Annotated in this window: 8 protein-coding genes; 1 reads left to right on the top strand and 7 read right to left on the bottom strand. The window is 46.3% G+C overall.

What is annotated here, in order from left to right; all coding sequences use genetic code 11:
* Positions 1-15 precede the first annotated feature (15 nt).
* The 6 genes from HCU67_RS08330 to HCU67_RS08305 all read right to left on the bottom strand — a co-directional run bounded on the left by HCU67_RS08330 (position 16) and on the right by HCU67_RS08305 (position 16,243).
* Positions 16-7,416 carry a malectin domain-containing carbohydrate-binding protein gene (locus HCU67_RS08330; protein WP_168552184.1) on the bottom strand — a complete coding sequence of 2,467 codons (7,401 nt, stop codon included), beginning with the start codon at positions 7,414-7,416 and terminating at the stop codon, positions 16-18.
* Positions 7,417-7,698: 282 nt separating this feature from the next.
* On the bottom strand, positions 7,699-13,506 hold the full coding sequence (locus HCU67_RS08325; RefSeq protein ID WP_168552183.1) for a malectin domain-containing carbohydrate-binding protein: 5,808 nt from the start codon (positions 13,504-13,506) through the stop codon (positions 7,699-7,701).
* An 18-nt stretch (positions 13,507-13,524) separates the two neighbouring features.
* Entirely contained in the window at positions 13,525-14,640 is a 1,116-nt protein-coding gene (locus HCU67_RS08320; RefSeq protein ID WP_168552182.1) for an ABC transporter substrate-binding protein, read from the bottom strand.
* A gap of 3 nt (positions 14,641-14,643) precedes the next feature.
* Positions 14,644-15,165, bottom strand: coding sequence for a phage tail protein (locus HCU67_RS08315; RefSeq protein WP_168552181.1), 522 nt, complete (start codon positions 15,163-15,165; stop codon positions 14,644-14,646).
* Between the two features lie 4 nt (positions 15,166-15,169).
* Entirely contained in the window at positions 15,170-15,697 is a 528-nt protein-coding gene (locus HCU67_RS08310; protein ID WP_168552180.1) for a phage tail protein, read from the bottom strand.
* Between the two features lie 9 nt (positions 15,698-15,706).
* Entirely contained in the window at positions 15,707-16,243 is a 537-nt protein-coding gene (locus tag HCU67_RS08305; RefSeq protein ID WP_168552179.1) for a peptidase associated/transthyretin-like domain-containing protein, read from the bottom strand.
* A gap of 325 nt (positions 16,244-16,568) precedes the next feature.
* On the opposite strand from HCU67_RS08305, the gene HCU67_RS08300 reads away from it, so the two are divergent.
* Positions 16,569-17,060, top strand: coding sequence for a hypothetical protein (locus HCU67_RS08300; RefSeq protein WP_168552178.1), 492 nt, complete (start codon positions 16,569-16,571; stop codon positions 17,058-17,060).
* On the opposite strand, the gene HCU67_RS08295 is transcribed toward HCU67_RS08300, so the two are convergent.
* Positions 17,061-17,567, bottom strand: coding sequence for a 1-acyl-sn-glycerol-3-phosphate acyltransferase (locus HCU67_RS08295; protein WP_246865744.1), 507 nt, complete (start codon positions 17,565-17,567; stop codon positions 17,061-17,063).
* Positions 17,568-17,581 lie beyond the last annotated feature (14 nt).

Here is a 17,581-nt window from a genome sequence, read left to right as displayed (position 1 = left end):
AGTTTGGTGTGTTCATTAGCGTTTTATCACCATCTGTTTGTTGTACTCCAGACCCGAAGGACTCTCCGCCCTGACTATGTACGTCCCCGCTGGTATCGGGTACACGTCCATCTCAAAGGTATCGCCCCTTCTTATCTTCTTCGCATCGAAGCTCTGTATCAGCCTACCGGTTAAATCGAACACCTTTATCTGCTCTATCTGTTCCGGCTGCTCGAAGGAGACCACTGATGTGATGTTCGCTGGGTTCGGTGATAACGACATCGCATTGATGTTCGCCATCAATGAGGCCCCTGAACCACCTTGCGATACGATCTCTATGCCCGATAGCGTCGGTTGGTTTGCACCATCAGAACCTAGGCTCTCCAGGTAAAGGTCGAACTGTCCGTCCAACACCGTTATCGTAAAGGTCTTGCTCACCGCTACCCCGGCACCACTGTCGGCTACAATGTCAAAGTCATCCAATACCGTGCTGCCCTCCAACTGTACGTCGAACACTCGGGCTCCTACCCCTGGTCGGGTTCCTAGGCCCCAGAATATCTCAGTAAAGTAAAGCGTCACTTCGTACTGTCCGTTCACCAATGGCAGTTCGTATCCGAACTCCTTTGTTGGTGAGGAACGTTCCGTCCGGTGCAGTTCAGGGACCGCAAGACCGCTATTGCTGGCCGTGCTACCGCCCGTAAAGAAGGCGTCCGCTATAAAGGTATCACCGCCCAATACGGTCTCGGGGCCTCCCGCGTTGATGCGAAGGGCGAAGTCCGTTGGGCCATCAGCCTGTACCGTTACAGTTCGGACCACCTGGTCGGCCGCCAGTCCTTGGCTATCGACGGCGTCATAGGTCACCACATAAGTGCCCGGTGTGCCTGTATCAACCGTATCGCCACCGATGCTCACCGCTACTGGGCCATCCTCTGGGTCGTTCGCCGTTGCGCCTTCTTCGGTATAGGCGTCCCCTTCGGTCAGGGTGATGTTCGCCAGGCCGTTAAGGCTTATCACAGGCTTGTTGTTTATCGTGCCGCCTATGCTCTGTACCGCTATGCCAGATAGTGTGGGCTGGTCCACCCCATCTGCCCCAAGGGCGTCAAGGTCGATGTCCAACTGCCCATCGGAGACCATGACCCTGAAGGTCTTCGATACCGCTGTGCCCGCACCGACATCGGCAATGATGTCATAATCGTCAAGTACCGTGCCGCCCTCCAACATCACGTCGAACACACGGCTGCCAGGACCGCCACCGAAGGCGCCCCAGAATATCTCGGTGAAGTACAGCGTTACGTCGTACTCCGCGTTGGGTACCGCAATGTCATAGCCAAACTCCTTCGTGCCAGAGGTGCGCTCCGTCTTGTGCAGCTCCGCTACCGCCAAGAGGTTGTTCACTGCCGTATTGCCTCCATTGAAATAGGTGTCCGCCACAAAGGTCTTGCCCCCCAGTATCGTCTCTCCCCCACCTGAGTTGATGAATACCGAGAAGTTCGGTTCGTCAAGCGTCTCAACACTCACCGTCCTTGTTACCTGGTCGGCGGCAAGGCCCTCACTGTCCATTACGTTATAGGTCACCACATAGGTGCCAGGGGTGCCTGTATCAACAGTATCGCCACCTATCGTTATCGAACCTACAGGTAGGTCGCCCTCCTCGGGGTCAGTGGCTGTGGCACCTTCCTCTACATAGGTGTCCCCTACGTTAAGGGTGATGCTTGCTGCTCCGTTGAGGGTTATCACGGGTTTGGTGTTCACCGCTCCACCGCCAACGCTCACTACGCAGATGCCCGATAGCGTCGGTTGGTCAAGACCATCAAGGCCAAGGGCGTCCAAATCGATGTTCAGTTCCCCGTCCGATACCGTTACACGGAAGGTGCGCTTTACCGGTACTCCGGCACCCACCTCTGCAATGATGTCATAGTCGTCGAGCACCGTGCCGCCCTCAAGCATCACATCGAACACACGGCTGCCAACGCCGCCGCCGAAAGAGCCCCAGAACAGTTCGGTGAAGTACAGTGATACATCGTACTCCCCATCAGGTACGGGGATGCCATAGCCAAAGGCCTTACTGCCTGAGGTTCGCTCGCTCTGGTGGAGCTCCGCTACCGGAACAAGGGCATTGGAATAGGCATCTCCACCATTGAAATAAGTGTCCGCCTGGAAGGTCTTGCCCTCGAATACCGTCTCACCACCACCAGAATTGATGTAGAGGGCAAAATCAGGATTTCCGCCACCTGTATCGGCGTTATAGAAATATATATTGTCAATGAATACCGTAAACTCCCCAGCTGGTTGACCTGCAAAAATCAGCTGTGCAATATTCATCTTCTTGGTCAAACCTTCAAACGCCGTCAATGGAATGTCATAGCTTATCCATTCACCTTGTGCAGGATTCTCAAAGGTTAATTCATGTTCAACGTCATCACCCCCATCAAAAGCACCATCTTCCCCAAAATCAACAAGCTTTATTCTGAACTGGGTAGCATCTGCCGACCAAACATCCACGCTGAAATGCGTCATTCCAGTAGCATCAATCTGGTTCGCAACGGTCTCAATACCGACAAAGTTCAATGCACTGTACTTCTTGGTAGCGTTGCCTTCTATCAGTACATCTTCCAATGTTGCATCGGACCATGGGGTTCTAAAAGTATCTACCGGAACATCGTTGTAGACACCACTGAATAATGAAATGACATTCGCTGAATCCTGTGTTGGGTCAGGGGCAGCTACCATTGGTTCGGTAGGACCAGTACCCGCATCAGCATTGTAGAAATAGATGTTATCAATAAATACGGTGAACTCCCCCGCAGGTTGACCTGCATAGATGAGTTGCGCAATATTCATCTTTTTGGTAAGACCTGTAAAGTCCGCTAGTGGAATATCCAAGCTTATCCATTCGCCTTGTGCAGGATTCTCAATCGTAATTTCATGTTCAACGTCATCACCACCATCAAAGGCGCCGTCTTCCCCAAAATCAACAAGCTTTATCCTGAACTGTGTCGCATCGGCAGTCCAAATATCCGTTCTGAAATGCGTCATTCCCGTTACATCAATCTGGTTTGCAACGGTCTCGATGCCAACAAAATTCAGTGCACTATATTTTTTGGTGGCATTGCCTTCAATAAGCACATCTTCGAATGTAGCATCAGACCATGGGGTTCTAAAAGTATCTACCGGAACGTCGTTATAGACGCCACTGAACAATGAAATCACATTCGCTGGATCTTGTGTTGGGTCAGGTGCCGCTACCATTGGTTCTGAAGGGCCTGATGATTCTCGAGAAAAACACCAGAAATCGGTTCTGAACGTGGCGTCTCCTCCTGCAGTACTAACAACGGCAATAACAATATTGACAATGGTATTATCCATTACCCCATTACCACCATTAAGAAAACTATTGTCGTCAAAGAAGTCAGCCAACGGTATTGAAACCTGTTGCCATCCTCCACCTGCACTTATTGTTGAAGTTGGATTGATAGGTAAGTTGTATTGAAATTCTTCATCCGGAGCACCATCACCATTTTCATCTTCTTGTAGATTTATTTCAAGGACGTAGTCTTGCGCTGCATCTGGGTTGATCCACATGTCAAAGTTGGTCATTCCAGAAATATCGACGGTGTTTGATCTACCAAAACCTCCTACGAATCCTCCTGTGCCGATACCCCAACCAGTTTGCAATGAAAATGAACCACCATTTTCAGGAGGTAAATCGCTGGAATTGGCGTCTAGGCCACCTCCCCCATCACCATTGAAAGCAAACCATCCGTTATTGAATGGGTCACCATGTTCCATATCATCAAAAACCACTTTGTCACCTGGTGCAGCGTCTGCATTGTAGAAATAAATGTTATCCACAAACACCGTAAACTGACCGGCAGGTTGGCCTGAGTATATCAGTTGCGCAATGTTCATTTTTGTTGTTAACCCAGTAAAATCAGTAAGCGGTAAATCCAAACTTACCCACTCCCCTTGGGCTGGATTCTCAATGGTTATCTCATGCTCAACATCGTCTCCGCCATCAAAAGCACCATCCATTCCAAAATCAACCAACTTTATCCTAAACTGTGTCGCATCAGGAGTCCAAATATCCGTATGGAAATGTGTCATTCCAGTAATGTCAATTTGGTTCGCGACCGTCTCAATACCTACAAAACTTAAGTTGGTGTACTTCTTGGTATCATTACCCTCTATTTGAACGTCTTCTAGATTTCCGTTTGACCAGTCCGTTCGAAAGGTATCAACTGGTACGTCATCGTAGACATTACTGAACAAGGAAATGACATTGGCCGGGTCTTCGGTTGGATCAGGTGCAGCAACCATCGGTCCTGTCTCATCAATAGGTTCTTGTGAAAAGCACCAAAGGTCTGTTCTAAAGCTAATGGGTGCTCCAGAATTTGTCAAGAATCCGAAGATTACATTTACCAATTGTCCATTGCCTCCATTAGCCGTAGAAATGGGATCTAAAATTCCATTTCCACCAAAAAAGGTTCCGTCATCAAAAAAGCTGGATAGCGGAATTGAAATCAACTGCCATCCACCTCCACTTACAGCCTGACCCGATGCGTTTACGGTCAGGTTGTACTGGAATTCATCATCATCAGCAGAACCGAATGGCACATCATCATCGCCATTATCATCTTCCTGCAACTGTATCTCAATGGTATAGTCTTGACCTGCATCCGGATTTATCCAGAAATTGAAATGGGTCATATCTGTCAAGTCAATTGGGAAGGTTCTTCCGAAGCCACCTAAAAAGCCTCCTGCAGATCCTCCATCAAGGCTGACGTCAATGGCAAAACCGCCACCGTCTTCTGGAGGTAAATCTGTGGTGGTCGCACTTACAGATGGTGTGGATTCCCCATTAAACGTAAAATAACCCGAATCTGCATCTGGATCACCATGTTCCATATCGTCAAATACCACCTTGTTGGTACCTGTACCTTCAATGCCGGTGCCGGTCAATGGAATTTCAATTAACCCTTCATCGGCATCATCACTATTGATTGTCAAGGTAGCTGTTTTGGCTCCTAAAGATGTTGGGTTAAATCTGACCAAAATATTTTGCGATTGACCAGGGCTCACTACAAAAGGGTCATTTCCGTTAGGTAATGAAAATTCAGAGGTATCGGTACCGGTCAAACTAAAACCAGTAATGTTCAACGCCGTGCAGCCTTCGTTGGTCACACTAAAAACACGGGAACTTGTGGTATTCAAGGCAGCATCACCATAATCATGTGAAATTGGATCAACCATAATCTCAGGACCAAGTGGTCCATTGGTGAACGACCAATAATCCGTTCTAAAGGTGGCATCGGAACCTGTATTTCCTATCACCGCAATCACCACATTTTCTATGAGGTCATCCAATACCGAATTGCCATCGACAATATTTGAATTGTCATCAAAAAAGTCGGTCAAGGGTATAGAAATCAGCTGCCAACCACCTCCGGCAATTGCACCTGGACCAGTTGGACTTACCGTTAAATTGTATTGAAATTCGTCTCTGGCCGAATTGCCCTCATCGAGTTCCTGTAGATTGATTTCGAGGGTATAATCTTGATCAGCGTCTGGGTTTATCCACATATTGAAAAATGTGGTCTGCGAGATGTTAACCAGGTTAGTACGGCCGAAACCACCATAAAAACCAGGCGTTCCGCCAGATCCCCAACCGGTCTGTAGTGAAAAAGCCCCACCATTAAGAGGAGGTAGATCGCTCGCATTGGGGTCAACCCCACCGCCACCGACTGAACCACCAAAAGCGAACCACGCATTGTTGAATGGATCACCATGTTCCATATCGTCAAAGACGACTTTTTCGCCAGAACTTGGGTCGGCTGGTTGAAAGGTGATTTTATTGATATTAAAACCACCAACTAAAAAGTTGATGCGTAAAACCTGAATTCCTGCCTCAAGAACTACACTTTCTTTAATAACATCCGCCCAAGACTGAAAACCTCCTGTGGCAGGAACACCAATTGCACCTGTCTTATCCACGCCATCAAATTCGAGATTAAACGAACCGGAACTTCCACCTGAAGCAACTCTTGCAATGATATCATAACTACCAGCCTGTGCTACATTAACGGTATACTCCAACCATTCCCCATCGGCAACAAAACCGATATTGGAACCTCCACCTGTATCTGAAGTTGGCTCAATGTCAGGGCCTTCGTCATTCCGATATCTATTGGCCACGACTTTCGTACCCTCGTTTAAGGTTGGGTCGGAATCGTTATAAGCAACACCTTGGCCTCCGACATCAAAATTTTCGGCCTCAACCATACCGGGGATGCCCACTGGCACCAAGGCGTAGGGACCTTGATCTTCGGCACCCACCTGTATTTCGGCAAAAGGCGAGTAATTGATCTTACCAGCCAAATCTATGACCAAAGCACGGATTCTATAACTACCTTCAGCTATATCGGAAATGGTAATTTCATAAGGGGATGAAGTGGCCTCACCCAATTTTAGATCCCCTTGGTAAAATTCAACCTTATCTACACCTTGCGTTGCAGCAGGTGTTGCCGTAAGTGTAATAGCATCGCCAGCACTAAAAGTGTCGCCGTCAGATGGACTGTTCAAAACCACGGTCGGTAAGTCTAAATCTTCATAAACCCGTACATAGTCGATTACATACTCTTGCGGAAATACCGTGGTCGCGTCAGGATTACCGGGTAGGTTACCCCCAACGGCCAAATTCAAAAGAAAGTGAAAAGGTTGGTCAAAAGGTGCTGGGTATGGACCACCATTGGAAAACCAATCGTTTTGGGTTGCATATAAAATATCATCGACGTACCAACGAATCTCACCGGGTTCCCATTCTATGGCAAATTCATGAAAGTCGTCATTAAAATTGGTGCCATCGGTCAATATAAATTCTTCGGTAGTAAATAAATTACCGGGGAAAGGTTGACCATAATGGATGGTACCGATGATTTCCTCAGGTTTGTCCCCGAGATATTCCATAATATCGATTTCACCTCCGGCAGCCCAACTACCATAAATCGTTGGGTCAGTAAACAACATCCAAAATGCTGGCCACATGCCTTTACCAATCGGCATTTTTGCCCGCATTTCCATTCTACCATAGGTAAAATCCTGTTTGTTCTTGGTTATCAGCCTTGATGAAGTGTAATTGTAACCGCCAAAGCTCTCTTCTTTTGCGGTTATGGTCATAAAACCATTGGCAACCGTAGTATTCTCTTCTCGGTAATACTGTAGTTCATTGTTTCCCCAACCGGGAATTCCTTCGCTGGTTCCATCGCCAATTTGGAAGGTCCAATTGGTTAAATCAACCGCTGTTCCATCGAACTCATCCTCAAATACCAATTGGTAATTCTGAGCGAAAGAAAACTGGAAAAAGAGGCAAAAAAATAAGGCCGTACTGCATTTGAAAAATAAGCGTACAACCTTGTACTGAGAAAGGTAATTTCTTTTCATTTGGTGAGGTGTTAGTTAGAAAAATAAAAAGTGATATAAGTTAATTTATTTAACGGTCTTTCACAATCTTGTTTAACGAAAAGATGCGAATTCGTTACTATTTGAAGATATCGTTAAACATATATGTAATTTTTGATTGTAATTTTTTGTGATTCTTCATTTTTTTAAGGAAAAGGTTGACACACTAAGTAATACGATTTTTAGACTATTTGCGCCAACTTTGAACAATTAAAAAGCCGCTCTTGGGAGCGGCTTTTTATTTTGGTCAGTTTGGTGTGGTCATTAGCGTTTGATGACCATCTGTTTGTTGTACTGGAAGCCCGAAGGACTTTCAGCCCTAACGATGTAGGTGCCCACTGGTATCGGGTACACGTCCATCTCAAAGGTATCACCGTTTCTTATCTTCTTCGCATCGAAGCTCTGAATCAATCTACCCGTTAAATCGAATACCTGTATCTGCTCTATCTCCTCAGGTTCCTCGAAAGAGACCACAGAGGTGATGTTCGCTGGGTTCGGTGATAACGACATGCTGTTCGTATTGAACTGTAATGGCGAGGCCATCGTTCCAATCGATTCGATCTCTATGCCCGATAGCGTCGGTTGGTTTGCACCATCCGAACCTAGGCTTTCCAGGTAAAGGTCGAACTGTCCGTCCAATACCGTTATCGTAAAGGTCTTGCTCACCGCTACCCCGGCACCACTGTCCGCTACAATGTCAAAGTCATCCAATACCGTGCTGCCCTCCAACTGTACGTCGAACACTCGGGCTCCTACCCCTGGTCGGGTTCCGATACCCCAGAATATCTCGGTAAAGTAAAGCGTCACCTCGTACTGTCCGTTCACCAATGGTAATTCGTATCCGAACTCCTGTGTCGGTGAGGTACGTTCGGTCTGGTGCAGTTCAGGGACCGCGAGACCAGCGTTGCTTCCTGTGCCGCCGCCGGTAAAGAAGGCGTCAGCTATAAAGGTATCGCCGCCCAATACGGTCTCAGGGCCTCCCGCGTTGATGCGAAGGGCAAAGTCCGTTGGGCCATCAGCCTGTACCGTGACCGTTCGGACCACCTGGTCGGCTGCAAGTCCTTGGCTATCGACGGCGTCGTAGGTCACCACATAGGTGCCCGGTGTGCCTGTATCAACAGTATCGCCCCCGATGCTTACCGCTACTGGGCCATCCTCTGGGTCGTTCGCCGTTGCGCCTTCTTCGGTATAGGCGTCCCCTTCGGTCAGGGTGATGTTCGCCAGGCCGTTAAGGCTTATCACTGGCTTGTTGTTCACTGGGCCACCCGTACCCTCTATTTCAATACCCGATAAGGTAGGTTGGTTGGCACCGTCAGGCCCTAGGGCATCAAGGTCGATGTCCAACTGCCCGCCTGTGACCGTAACCGCGAAGCTCTTTGTCACGGGAATGCCCGCTCCACCGATGTCGGCAATGATATCATAATCGTCAAGTACGGTAATGCCCTCCATCATCACATCGAACACCCGTGAACCTGCTCCGGGCCGTGTGCCCAATCCCCAGAAGGTCTCCGTGAAATAAAGTGTTACCGTGTAGTCGCCATCCGCAAGTGGGATGTCATAACCAAACTCCTGAGTTGGTGATGTGCGTACACTTTGGTGCAGGCTTGGTACGGCAAGACTGCCATTGGTGCTTGCTAGGCCGCCATCAAAGAAGGCGTCGGCCATAAAGTCATCGCCGTTGAGCACCGTATCAGGGCCGCCGACATTGATGCGCAGTGCAAAATCCGGATTGCCCAATGGTAATACCGTCACTGCACGGGTCACCTCATCTGCCGCAAGGCCACCGCTATCGACCGTATTATAGGTAACGATATACGTATTCGGGGTGGAGGTATCTACCGTCTCACCACCGATCAGTACCGGTATAGGGCCATCTTCAAGGTCGTTCGCCGTAGCTCCCTCCTCGATATAGGTCTCCCCTTGGATCAAGGTCACCACTACGGGACCGTTGAGGGTAATTACCGGTTTGGTGTTCACAGGGGCCCCGGAACCGCCTACAATGCCTATACCTGATAGCTTGGGCCTGTCCGAACCGTCATCGCCAAGACTGTCAAGGTCAAGGTCCAGTTGGCCATCGTTGACTACTACTGTAAAGGTCTTGGCTATCGGAATCGCAGCACCACCGGCATCGGCAATGATATCATAATCATCGAGCACTGTGTTCCCCTCGAGCATTATATCGAATACCCTCGCGCCAATACCGGGCCGTGTGCCCAATCCCCAGAAGGTCTCGGCAAAGTAAAGTGTGACCTGGTACTCCCCATTTGGTAAGGGAATGTCATAACCAAATTCCTCACTGGGACCATTACGCTCGCTCTGGAACAGTTCAGCTATCGCAAGGCTTGTATTGGCCGCGGTCACTCCCCCATTGAAATTCGTATCGGCAACAAAGGTCTTGCCATCGAATACCGTCTCGCCGCCGCCGGAGTTGATGTAAATCGCAGCGGGGGCATCATCATTCAGTATCGTACCAATACCCTCATTATCGGCAATGGCAGCATTGACGGGGTCAACCAGTTGTATGAAAAAGGTCTCGTCCGACTCAAATGCTGAATCTGGGTTTACGTCGATACCAAATGATTTGGAAGTTTCTCCGGGATTAAACGTCAAGGTAGCTTCCACTTCTGTGTAATCTTCTGTGGCAACTGCAGTACCATCTAAAGTTTCATAATCAACAGTAATCGTATTTGCACTCGCTCGACTTAGCGTAGCTGTAAATACGAATGTCGTTGTGCCACCCGTACCTTCAGCTAGGACTACATCATCGATTGAAATTTCTGGAATACCACTAACAATATTATCCCTAGCAAAATTGGTACAACCATTTGCATCTGTGAAGGTATAGGTAACTTCAACCTGTTCAGAATCTAGAAACGCCGTATCGAATGAAAAGGTTTCGCCATTACCATCGTCAGAAACTCCACTACCTGAGTAAACACCACCAACGGGCAGTCCACCTCCCAAGCCTGTTTCTATACCAGAGGCCTGTTGAAATGGCCCAGGGGCTGTAAAGGTTACGGTTGGAAGTTCATTTACCGATAAGGTTGCCGAATCACTGGTTTCCGAACAATCGTCTGTATCGTCAGCAGGGGTACCATTGTCAGAGGTGACAATCACCCGGTATTGTGAGTCATCCCATGAAAGTGGTGGCGCTTGAAACAACAACTCATTACTATCTGGTCCAATCTCAGTCCAAGTTGAACTACCACTAAGCAATTGCTCCCATTGGTAACTCAAACTTGCGCCATTGGTAACCGCAGTTACCGAAATACTGGCCCCAATAGGTAACGGGGACAAACATAAAGAAGCATCAACCGGTTGAACCTCGATAGTCACACTACATAGCGGTTGTGCTGGTAGCACCACAACATCATCACTGGCTGAATTTGTACAACCATTGAGATTAGTATAGGTATAGGTAATAGTATGGGTGCCCACACCAGGGACTGAAGGGTCGAAATCATAGGTACTGTCACCATTGTCTGTTACTCCTATACCGCTATAGACCCCACCTACGGGATTACCCCCGCCAAGATTGGTTTGTACGCCTGCGTTAACTGGCAAATCTGCAAGGGCGGTAAACGTAAGTACGGGTAAAGCAAAAACTTCAACCTCATCTGTGGCTAAACCTGTACAGCCATTGCCATCGGTATATTCATAGGTAATTTCATGTACCCCAACACCGGCTACCGCAGGGTCAAAAGAATAGGTCATACCATTGCCGTCGTCGGTTACCCCTGGGCCGCTATAGACTCCAGAATCTCCTGCTGACGGACCTTGGGCGGGTGTACCCCCTCCTCGACCGGTTTGGACTCCTGCATCAATACAAAGGTCGTCCGGGGCCGTAAAGGTTACGGTTGGCAATGGGTTTACCGTTAGTGTCACTGCATCACTGGTTACTGAACAATCATCACTTGAATCGCTCGGTGTACCATTGTCACTGGTAACAATTACTCTGTATTGGTTACCATTGGCACCTAAACTTACAGTTGCCCCAACTTGAACTGTTGGCGAATTGGTTAGAACATCACTAAAACTAGATGATCCAGGCGCAGCAAATTGCCATTGATACGATAGAGTCCCAGTCCCTGAAGCGACTACTGACAAACTTAATGAGTCAAATTCGCATACTGTTGGGTCTTGAGGCTGGGTATCGATTGAAACTATACAAGATGGCCCTAAGGAAACTACCAAATCAACTGGACTGTTTTCTGCCACTGAAGTTCCAGAAGTTGGGTTTTGACTGATAACATTACCAGCAGGCACCGTATTATCATTGGCTGTGGTCACTGTGCCTATCGTCAAACCAGCAAGTAAAAGATTCGATTCAGCCGTGGCTTGTTGTAAACCAACCACATTTGGGACATTGACCAAGGGCGGTGGCATAATGGTTACGGTCTGGGAGCAAGTGTTTGTTAAGCCATGAATATCGGTAACCACATAGTTGATGTTAGTAACCCCTTGTGGAAAGGGTGCGGCTACCAAATCTGTGCTATTATTATCAGAACGTGTACCCACGACACTGGCCACATTACAATTATCCAGCGTAGACGGTGTACCAAGATCGGCCAAAGTCAAAACCAGTGAACTGCTACTCGTTCTCATCACATCAGATGGGCATGTGATTTCTGGGGGCAAAACATCATCAATTTGAATAATAGTGCTACAGAAAGACACATTGCCATTATTATCGGTTACCGTTAGAGTTACCGTACGCTCCCCAAAATCAGCACAGGTGAAAAGGTCAGGACTAACTTCCAAATTGGCTATCCCCGAAGCATCATTTGAACCATTATCAATAGCATTGGCAAATAAACTTGCTGTTCCATCAAGGCCCAATCTCAAGGTTATCGAGTTGGAAGGAATACATACAGCGTTTGGTGCCACATTGTCCTCAACCGTAACTATAGCGGTACAAGTAGACATATTGTTATCCGCATCAGATACCGTAAGTGTAACGTCATTATCACCTACATCAGCTGTTGTAAAAGCAGTCTTGCTTGCCACTAAGGCAGTGACACCACAATTATCAGTAGAACCACCATCAATATCAGCTGCTGTAATGGTAGCATTGCCAGAAGCATCTAGTTGCACCCTGATGTTTCGACAGACCGCTGAGGGAGCTATTGCATCTATTACTTCTAAGGTAAAAGTGCAGGAAGCTGAATTACCCGAGGCATCAGTTGCTGTTAAGGTGACGTCAATATCCGTTGAATGAATCGTACCTGGGGCAGGGTCTTGCGTTACTACGGGATTTGGGTCCATATCATCGGCCACCGTAGGGAAACTTCTATAATCAGGCAATGCATTTTCACAATTTATATCCAATGCAGCGGGCGAAACGGTTGGACAGGTAATTGTTGGTGGGGTGGTATCACCCCCAACTGCAATATCTGTAAAGGGTGTCTGTGATGGTGTAGCATTTGCTTGACCGTGTGTCCAATTAGCGGGGTCCTCCAGATCGCTTTTTGAAACCGAACCACTTCGTAAAGCTGGATTAAATTCTGTGAACCCAGGATCGGAGGCCGGGAAGCCATCGACCACAATTGCATCTGGAAAATCCGACGTCGGATCTTCATTAGCGGGTATTGGACCACCATTTACCACCGGGTTCTCACCACTACCCGTAAAAACCACACAATAGATTTCGGTAATGCCATTGGTGGGGTCGGTATCATCATCAGCGTATAAGTAATGCCCCTCTCCATCGGTAGCCAATGAAAAATTCGTGTTCACTGAATCAATTACCGTAGCTGAACCCGTGCAACCACTGGTGCAAGTAAAACTCAGCACATCTGAAGAGATTTCTGAAATGGTAATGACCTGCCCCCTGGCCATTGCCGAGGTCAATACGATCTCAACCACAACTTCTTGTGGTTCAAATGCATCATTAGCAGCATCGTACTCCTTATCGGTATAATAGAATGTTTCGCCAGAAGGCAAATCTTCAAGCGCTACAATTGCCATACCATCGGGCGAGGTGTGGTTTAAACTTACAATGGCCACTTTTTGGCCGTAACCCGCTAGGGTCATTAGTGTAAAAAACAGAAATGTAAGGGTAATGTTTTTCATTTTGGTGGAGTTATTTTATTAGGTACAGATATATGGATTTCGCCATCCGGTATAGGGTACTCCCTCCATAAAATCATAAAGGGCACCCGTATGTTCCGATGGCACTATTTTTTCAATTAGATTGTGATACTCCGTGCAGTTGTATTCAAATTTTCGGAGTAAATGTTTTTTGACCGAGGTCTGATTGTTTTGATTTATTTGTAGTACACCTCTTGGGCTGGTTTTTATTTCAATGCCTTTAAGTTTTTCGAATGAAATTCTGTTATCGCGTTTTGCACTAAGCGCCAAAAGGGCTGTTTCAAAACCGAGCAATGCGAAAACAGTCGGTGCTTTTTGATAGTTATCTTTATAGGAATTGACGAAGGAAGTCATTGCTTCATTGGGGTCGTCAAATGACCAAGAGGCCACAGAATGTACTTGCGAAAGACCAAAATCAGTGTACTTCATGCTGCCATCTGTTGCCAAAGGCAATGCCATCATATATGGAAGGGTTTCCTTCTTCTGCTTCGCCATCGCTTCAAAAAAGTGGCCGGCCTCTTTATAACTAAATAAGGTAAAGGCTACATCTGCCCCACTCTCTTCCAGTTCTTGAAAAATGATGTTCAAATCAACATCGTGGTAGTCCATTGGGGCTACAAAATTGTAGACCATCTCGCCACCACTATCCACAAAACCCTTGACGTAAGAAGCAGCCATTTGGTAGCCTCCATCATAAAAAGAAGCGAGTAATGCGCCCTTTTTACCAATATTTTTTGCTGCATATTGGCCTGCATAAAAAGCAGACTCGCAAAGATGAAGTGAATGGTGCAGCACAAACTGCCCAAAATGTTCGGTTTTTGGGAGCGCCCCCCCTAAGTCTACAAAAATTAGTGGGCTCTGATATTGCTCAAACTTATCAACCAGTGGCTTAAGTTGAAAAAAACTACAAAAGGCCACGGTGAGGTCGACTTCTTCTTGGAGTAATAATTTCTCAGCCGTTTTTACGACATAATCATCTGCTGCTTTACCTATGCCTTCAAAGACAAACTCAAATTTATCTTCACGCTGCACAAAGGCCATTTTGAACCCGTTCAAAAAATCCTTGGCCAAGGCTGGATACATATCTGAAGTTGGTAAAAGAAAGGCTACTTTCATAAATCAACTTCTTGAGGGATACACCCCTACCGTAGCAATACAGGGATACATACCCAAATAGGGATTACGGACTGAAAAGGCTGTTCCCGAGCCAACGTTTGAAGTGGCCAAAGTACGCTCGCCAGCCTGGTCTTCATTGTAAGCACCGCCATGTTCGGCCAAAAAATTTAATGCCGGGTTATCTAGGTCCCCTGCCTCATCAGAGGCGTTAAGTTTTTGGTTATAGCTATGATTATGACTCGGCATATTAGCCGAAGTCAAATTCCGGGATCCCGCCCCAGCTCTAGCACCCCATCTAATATTACTCAAACCGGGACCGTTACCTTGCCCAATAACTGTTCTACCCCTCAAATCAGGAAGTCCAAAAGTCGTTCTCCCATCGCCGCCATATGTTGTTCCCAATAATGAAAAAAGCGCGTTGTTTTGACTAATCGGGAGTAATTGTCCTTGACAAGTTGCCCAGCCTCTTGGGGCAAAATTGAACCCGAATGTGGTAATCTGTCCTAAATATGGATTTGCTGACATAACGTTATGATCTAGATGGAAAAATACCCTGAAGAGCGATGCAGGTATACATGCCCAAATAAGGGTTACGAATGTTAATAGCCACACCGCCTCCAGTATTTGCAGTTGTTGCGGCCGCGTTGCCATTTAAAGTAGTATTCGGGGTGGACTTAAAGCCATCTGTGCGACTCGCAATAACATTACTAGTGGGATCGGATTCCTCACCGGTTTCGTCACTTACCGGTATCGCAATAGCATGATTGTGTGGAGGTAAGTTTTGTATGGTCAGCGTTACATCTTCAACGCCATTTTTTTCCCCCCATTGGATAGTACCCAATCCTGGGCCACTACCTACACCGATTATTGACCGGCCTCGAAGGTCCGGTAGTCCAAAGGATGTTCTTCCATCGCCCCCGTAGGTAGTTCCCAATAGAGAGAATAATGCCGAATATTGAGCAATAGCTAAAAGTTGACCCTCGCAACGGGCCCAACCCCTTGGAGCAAAATTAAAGCCTACAGTCATTAACTGACCTAATAATGGATCTACAGCCATAGTATAAAATTATTTTTGGTTGTTTAAAGAAATATTGAATTCGACCATGGTTCTATGGTCACTTTTTGAATGTTTGGGGAATAATAAATTATCCTCTAATTGATTGTTCGCTTCCCAATGCTCCCCTGTGATAAAGGCATCAAATTCTGAGATTTTCAAATTGGTTTGATAATTCTTCGCTCCATTGGATAAATCGAAGCCGAAGTTTAAAGCCCTATCCCCTGTATTTGATGGATAGTCCAATTTAATTTGGTAGCGTCCTTTATCGTCCGTGGTAAGCATACCGCGATGGCTTTTCTTTTTTGCATCGTCAACAAAATGCCAAAACTGTAAAGTGGTATTTGGCAATACTTTTTTTCCGCTTGCATCAAAAATTTTTCCTGAAATTTCCAATTGCTTCCCAAAAGGATTCAACCGTATATCGCATTTTGATGCGGCCGTGGTGTTTGGGAATGCAGCAGCACTTAAGGGAACTGAAAGCATAAGGCTACCAGAGGCAGCCAAGGAGTTTTTAAGAAAACCTCTGCGGTGTAATTTGTTTTTCATACTTGCTGGTGTTGATTTGTACAACACAAGCGGTTAGAACATTGAAGATTGTGGGGCTACTTCTTTGTTATCTAATAATCCCTGAAGGATTTATTCTTTATTCACCGAGTCTTTTCAACTTTTTCAGACTTTTCATTTTTCAGGGGAGAAAACTTTAACAATTTAGGGTTTTTATAACAAATTATGTTAAAAACTGTATAAATGGTAAAAAATCAAGGGTGAATTGCAATAAGAATACCCGAACCTATGTGCCGGCTTCTATAGTAGATTCCGTTCTAATGTTATGTTCGGCAGTTAAAAACGACCATTTACTAAATCGTAGCATATGAGACTCCTTATCCTCTTACTTCTATTTAGTGTAGCAGAACTGACCGCTCAAGAGATGACGCCGGCTAAATTGACGAAACTAATCGAAGAAACAGCGGATACTACCTTTGTTCGGCAGAAATCCATACAATTTAAAATCAATGATGCCATGCTAATATGTATCTATGATGAAAATGCAAACCGAATGCGTATTATTTCGCCTATTGCCGAACTTAAAGATGTTCAAGAAGGGGAAATCTTAAATGCCATGGTTGCCAATTTTCATACTGCATTGGATGTGAAATACGCCTTAAGCGAGGAGATCATTTGGTCAGTCTTCGCACACCCCTTAAAGCAATTGAGTGACGAACAGGTTTTGGATGCCCTTAAACAGGTCTATGCCGCTTCGATAACCTTTGGAAGCTCGTATTCAAGTACTGATATGGTTTTTCCTGGGGCTATACAGAAAAAGCCAAAACCAAAACCCTTACCAGAGCTGAATAAAATCTAGTCAATCAAAACTATATTCAGGTATCTTGCCTTTAACACCTTTGTAGAATTCCTTGATTTTGGCCATATCCGCTTCAAAGTCATCCGTAGTGTAAAAGGGTTCTGAAATCTTTACCTGCTTATTGCCGAAATCAAAAGCCACTTTGACAATAGGCACTTGGGCCTTTTTGGCGATGTAGTAAAAACCGGTTCTTAGCGATTCTACCTTTTTTCTGGTACCTTCTGGTGCCAAAGCAAATCGAAATATTTTTCGTGAATTGAAAATATCGACCACGGCATCGACCATATTTTGGTTTTTTGAGCGGTCTACCGGTGTGCCACCGGTCATTCTAAAAAACCAGCCATAGGGCCATTTAAACAGGCTCTTTTTACCAATGTAGTTGATTTCTTTACCAATCAGTTCACGTACCAATATGCCCATATTAAAGTCATACCAATGCGTATGTGGTATAACGATGACCACGCATTTGTCAACGTCTGGAAATTGGCCGACCATTTTCCACCGCATGAGGCGGTAGTAAA

Source organism: Croceivirga thetidis, assembly GCF_012272815.1.
GTDB lineage: Bacteria > Bacteroidota > Bacteroidia > Flavobacteriales > Flavobacteriaceae > Croceivirga > Croceivirga thetidis.
Note: the sequence above shows the minus strand (reverse complement) of the source record. Positions and strands in the feature narration are given on the sequence as shown.